4 protein-coding genes and 1 pseudogene are annotated in these 2,847 nt (G+C 47.0%); 4 read left to right on the forward strand and 1 reads right to left on the reverse strand.

Annotated features, from left to right (window positions below; translation table 11 throughout):
• Window positions 1-190 precede the first annotated feature (190 nt).
• The 3 genes and pseudogenes from BLU70_RS15040 to BLU70_RS15045 form a co-directional block, all read left to right on the forward strand.
• A pseudogene (locus BLU70_RS15040) lies at window positions 191-388 on the forward strand (transposase); the annotation flags it as partial.
• A gap of 1 nt (window position 389) precedes the next feature.
• Window positions 390-797 (forward strand): transposase, encoded by a 408-nt coding sequence (locus tag BLU70_RS14075; protein ID WP_083341326.1) that lies wholly within the window; start codon window positions 390-392, stop codon window positions 795-797.
• 14 nt (window positions 798-811) lie between these two features.
• Window positions 812-1,138, forward strand: a complete 327-nt coding sequence (locus tag BLU70_RS15045; protein WP_052012378.1) for a transposase — start codon at window positions 812-814, stop codon at window positions 1,136-1,138.
• A gap of 178 nt (window positions 1,139-1,316) precedes the next feature.
• Here the strand turns inward: BLU70_RS15045 and BLU70_RS14085 are convergent, their stop codons facing one another.
• Window positions 1,317-1,760, reverse strand: coding sequence for a DinB family protein (locus BLU70_RS14085; protein ID WP_006445817.1), 444 nt, complete (start codon window positions 1,758-1,760; stop codon window positions 1,317-1,319).
• A 175-nt stretch (window positions 1,761-1,935) separates the two neighbouring features.
• On the opposite strand from BLU70_RS14085, the gene BLU70_RS14090 reads away from it, so the two are divergent.
• Window positions 1,936-2,715 carry a sulfite exporter TauE/SafE family protein gene (locus BLU70_RS14090; RefSeq protein WP_040288580.1) on the forward strand — a complete coding sequence of 260 codons (780 nt, stop codon included), beginning with the start codon at window positions 1,936-1,938 and terminating at the stop codon, window positions 2,713-2,715.
• The last annotated feature ends 132 nt before the right edge of the window (window positions 2,716-2,847 follow it).

Genomic DNA, 2,847 nt, shown 5'->3' on the forward strand with positions numbered 1-2,847 from the left:
CAGCCTTTGGCCAATAGCGACGTTGGTTAAGCCCTCGTCTTTTAACGTCTGAACCTGTATCATGGCTTTGAGAGTCTCTCGCAAAGGTCCGCGCTCCTCGCCAATATGTTGTTTGGTCGCACTTACAACATTCGACAGAGATTGTGCGGATCTTTTTTATCGCCTCCCTGACGGAATCTCGTGGCCACTAATGTCGATTCATTCTATCGTGGCCATCTACAAGTCACTTTTTTTCAAAGGGCAAGACATTGTGATCGATATCGATTCCTCTGTAGAGACGGTTTATGGTGCGCAGCAACAGTCTGCTGTTGGATACAACCCACATCATCATGGAAGAGCGAGTTTTCATCCCTTACTCGCGTTTGATTCTCTGACTGGGTGCTGTCTCTATGATGAGTTGCGCTCTGGCGATGCCCATACAGCCGATGGATTTTTCAGAATTCTCCAAAGCGATGAAAGACCAGTTGCCGGACGGTGTCAACATTCGTGCCGTCCGAATGGACAAAGGATTTACCGGAGAAAAAGTATTCCAGACACTTGAGCAAGACAATCGAGATTACGTGATCAAACTCAAGTGGACCAAGCGACTCGCACAGTTGGCGCAAGCGCCAAATCTTCTCTGGCACTGTATCACAGAGAGTGACCGGGAACACTGCGACGTTGCTTCCATCATGTATCAGGCAACATCCTGGGACAAGCCTCGTTGGGTCATCATTGTGCGTCGCTTAGACATTGAACCACAGGAGTGCCTGTGTGCGGATTGGCTCTGGGAATACGAAGCGATTGCCAACGATTGACTGGAGCGGCGAGGATGTATGGCACTTCTATAACTTTCGTGCTAACGCTGAGAATCACATCAAGGAAGCCAAATACGGGGTTCGCCATCGATCAATTCTCTAGCCAAAATTTCGATGCCAACAAAGCGCTGCAAGGTCTAAACCTGCTTGCGTATAATCTACGCCTGGTGTATAAGCACATCGCGCTTCAACCAGGGGTGCGCCAGTGGACTGCCGGACGGCTCAGACGAAGACTATTCCATCTACCTGGGATTCTAGTTCGTCATGCACGCCAGTGGAGCATTCGTCTTCCGGAACATGCAGAGCATTTGTCATGGCAGGTGTTTCAAACTGCCACGTAGATTTTTTTCTAACTAAAAAATGGAGTTCATAGCCTGGCTTGGGGAGGGGGAAATTGTACCCTCACTCCCGTGCCATACGATGATTCCGACGTGTTCGCTAACAAATCCATCAGATGCTTGAAAGCACGCTCCGGTCAATGACTTCAATCACCTAATCATCGAAATCCGGGATTATTACTTATCCAAGTAGCAGTTTCTTGATAAGTGGAATTTGTCCACGATGGTGCGCTGCGTGCGCAATTGCGTTACTCATCAATTGACGCTTGTTCAGTTCCCCCATGCCCACCTTCAACCCTGGCTCCGTAAGCTGTGCTTCTGTTAGAGATTCATACACACTAGCTACATAAGGAAGTGAGTCAGCCCACGCCTTACGAATCGCTTTCAAGTCCCAACTGTCTATCTGGAACGGTTCTGCTGTATTTATGTCTTGAGACTGACCTGCGATAGCCGAAACAAACTTTCGCTCTACGCGCGTCATGTGATCCACAACAGAAGCGATGTTATTAAAATTCGGTAACGGCTTTTTTATCCATTCATCATCTGTCAAATTCTCGACCATTTTATCAATGCTTCCATGAACAGCGCTTAAAAGCACATACGAATCATTCACTTCTTGAATCATGGTACATTCCTCCTGTAAGTTGCATTCGTTACGTACAGTCTACTTCATTCGACGACAAGGACGAGTCAATTTTTTCGTTAAACACACTCCATTTATACCCCTACACGTATAATCTTGTCCAGCCACGCATATACCTTTATAACTATCGAATTGGTTACTCTGGGGGATTGCAAAAATGAACATTGCCAGCTTTGTCACGATTTTATTGATTGGCCTCGTTGGTTCATTCATCTCAGGGATGCTCGGTATCGGCGGGTCAATCGTAAAATACCCAATGCTACTCTATATTCCACCACTTCTCGGCGTTGCAGCATTTACCGCACATCAAGTGTCTGGTATTAGCGCCGTTCAAGTATTGTTTGCCGCAAGCTCCGGCGTGTTGGCATATCGCAAAGGGGATTTTTTGCACTGGCGGCTGATTACCTACATGGGTGCTGCTATTTTGGTGGGCAGTTTTATTGGCGCATTCGGAGCCAAATTTCTATCTGAAATTGCTATCAATATCGTCTACGCCTCTCTAGCAACAATTGCAGCGGCGATGATGTTCTTTCCTAATACATCTATGGATGACAAGCCCATATCCGAAATACCGTTTAATCGAGTTGTCGCCACCACTGCTGCATTTGTAGTCGGTCTCCTCTCTGGCATTGTCGGTGCGGCCGGATCGTTTATTTTAGTTCCGATTATGCTTGTGATCCTGCGCATTCCGATGCGAGTGACCATTGCATCATCGTTAGCCATCACGCTCATTTCCTCAATTGGGACAACCATCGGAAAACTATCCACAGGGGACGTTTTACTAGGTCCAGCACTAATTATGATTTGGGCGAGTATTGTCGGTGCCCCGATTGGTGCGCGCCTCAGTAAGAAAATCGATACCAAATGGCTTCGTTCCATCCTCGCAGTTCTTATCCTGGCTACCAGTATTAAAATTTGGTTCGGTGTTGTTCATTAAGATCATCTCGAATACTCGAGTCGAGTAAGAGCGGATCAAGTCCTAAATGTGGTGTAAATTCGTCCCTCGGTAGCTTCGGTGTTATGTCACCTAAGTTGGCTCACTTTTGATGGCTGTGCGGTCTGCTTTTTT

The sequence above is a fragment of the Alicyclobacillus hesperidum genome (assembly GCF_900107035.1).
GTDB classification, from domain to species: Bacteria; Bacillota; Bacilli; order Alicyclobacillales; family Alicyclobacillaceae; genus Alicyclobacillus; species Alicyclobacillus hesperidum.

Coding starts and splice junctions, on each gene's coding strand:
- BLU70_RS14075 (WP_083341326.1), top strand. CDS start 390: ATGATGAGTTGCGCTCTGGCGATGCCCATACAGCCGATGGATTTTTCA.
- BLU70_RS15045 (WP_052012378.1), top strand. CDS start 812: ATGTATGGCACTTCTATAACTTTCGTGCTAACGCTGAGAATCACATCA.
- BLU70_RS14085 (WP_006445817.1), bottom strand. CDS start 1,760: ATGATTCAAGAAGTGAATGATTCGTATGTGCTTTTAAGCGCTGTTCAT.
- BLU70_RS14090 (WP_040288580.1), top strand. CDS start 1,936: ATGAACATTGCCAGCTTTGTCACGATTTTATTGATTGGCCTCGTTGGT.